The sequence below is a fragment of the Methylotenera sp. genome, assembly GCF_029945535.1.
Classification (GTDB): domain Bacteria; phylum Pseudomonadota; class Gammaproteobacteria; order Burkholderiales; family Methylophilaceae; genus Methylotenera.
The window spans coordinates 1-1,421 of sequence record NZ_JAQSCU010000013.1 but is presented as its reverse complement, the minus strand read 5'-3'; the positions used below and the strand labels follow the sequence as shown (position 1 = coordinate 1,421).

2 protein-coding genes are annotated in these 1,421 nt (G+C 37.7%); both read left to right on the top strand.

The window, feature by feature from the left end:
* The first annotated feature begins 116 nt into the window (after nucleotides 1–116).
* Entirely contained in the window at nucleotides 117–767 is a 651-nt protein-coding gene (locus PSU72_RS07800) for a hypothetical protein (protein ID WP_300431768.1), read from the top strand.
* 290 nt (nucleotides 768–1,057) lie between these two features.
* On the top strand, nucleotides 1,058–1,333 hold the full coding sequence (locus tag PSU72_RS07795) for an integration host factor subunit beta (protein ID WP_300431767.1): 276 nt from the start codon (nucleotides 1,058–1,060) through the stop codon (nucleotides 1,331–1,333).
* The last annotated feature ends 88 nt before the right edge of the window (nucleotides 1,334–1,421 follow it).

Sequence of the window (1,421 nt, the reverse complement as noted above, 5' to 3'; positions counted from 1 at the left end):
ACCGTTACCGTTACCGTTACCGTTACCGTTAGAGTTGCCGTTACCGAAAAGCGCGACTGGCTAAAACCAGCCCCATAATTCAGACGTTATAAATTATTATTATTTGCAGGTAATCAATGAACGAAAAAGAATACAAAGAATCCTTTGGTTTATCTGAACCAAAAAATAAAGAAAAGACAGAAAAAGCACTTGAACATGCGCTCGATATACGTAAGTTTGAAATTGGCCTCTATTGGCAAAGAGCTACATATTTTTGGGCTTTAATTGCAGTAGCCTTTGCAGGTTATTTTGCAATCCTTGGCTCAGAACACCTAAATGAAAAAAATTATTTAGCTTACATTGTTGGATGCATAGGCCTCTTATTTACGTGGGCTTGGTTTCTTGTAAATAGAGGAAGTAAATATTGGCAAGAGAATTGGGAAAATCATGTTGATATGCTTGAGGATGATGTCATTGGGCCACTTTACAAAACTATTCTTCATCGTCCAGCGGAATCAGACTTTGTTGAAAATTATATAACTGGGCCAGCTGCTATATCAGCATCAAAGACAAACCAATGGGTAAGTCTATTTACGCTTTTCATATGGCTAGCATTAATTCTTCATTCTCTTCCTGAGTTTAATCCAATATATACAATTAGCGTCAGGCATGTGGTGGTTGCACTTGGCACTCTTACTTTTGCCTGCTTAATGCTCTACAAAGGAAAAACGCATAAAGGCTCCTATCACCATGTTGCAGAAAAACGTGGCACTAAAATTAATTCATAACTTAGATAACATTTACAACGAAGGTGAACAATAAGCTTACATTTTTCTACCATTTAATAGTCGATATCACAAAATTTGGGGGCATATTTGGGGGCATATCATAAAATTAACGAACAAAGATTAAGGCCAGCATTTGCTATAAACGATTTGTACGGTTGACTCTTTCCCACCAACAGCAGAGCGGGTTTCGGGGTTAGTAACCACTTCGGAACCCGCTCTTTTTTTGTGCTGTTATAGACGTTGTTATAGACAAATCATGTTACTTCATTTATTTGCAGCCATTTAAGACTATGACAAAATCTGAATTAATCACAAAATTAGCCGAACAATTTCCGCAGCTTACTCATGCAGATGCTCAGCTTTCAGTGCAGCTAATCTTAGATTCAATTTCAGAAAGTCTTGCTAAAAAAGACAGAGTTGAAATACGCGGATTCGGAAGTTTTAATATAAATACTAGACCAGCGCGACTAGCCAGAAATCCAAAAACTGGTGAAAAAGTTCAAGTAGATGCTAAGCATGTGCCGCACTTTAAGCCTGGCTTAGATTTGAGGCACCGCGTTAAGTAATCTTAGCTGGTAAGATAAGTGCGGTTTAAAGCACTATATGTTGAATTGCACTCAGAATTGACCCACCTAGCAATATAAATTGCACTAG

What these genes read in the sequence shown, in the direction of transcription:
- PSU72_RS07800 (WP_300431768.1), top strand. Translation starts at nt 117, where the DNA reads ATGAACGAAAAAGAATACAAAGAATCCTTTGGTTTATCTGAACCAAAA.
- PSU72_RS07795 (WP_300431767.1), top strand. Translation starts at nt 1,058, where the DNA reads ATGACAAAATCTGAATTAATCACAAAATTAGCCGAACAATTTCCGCAG.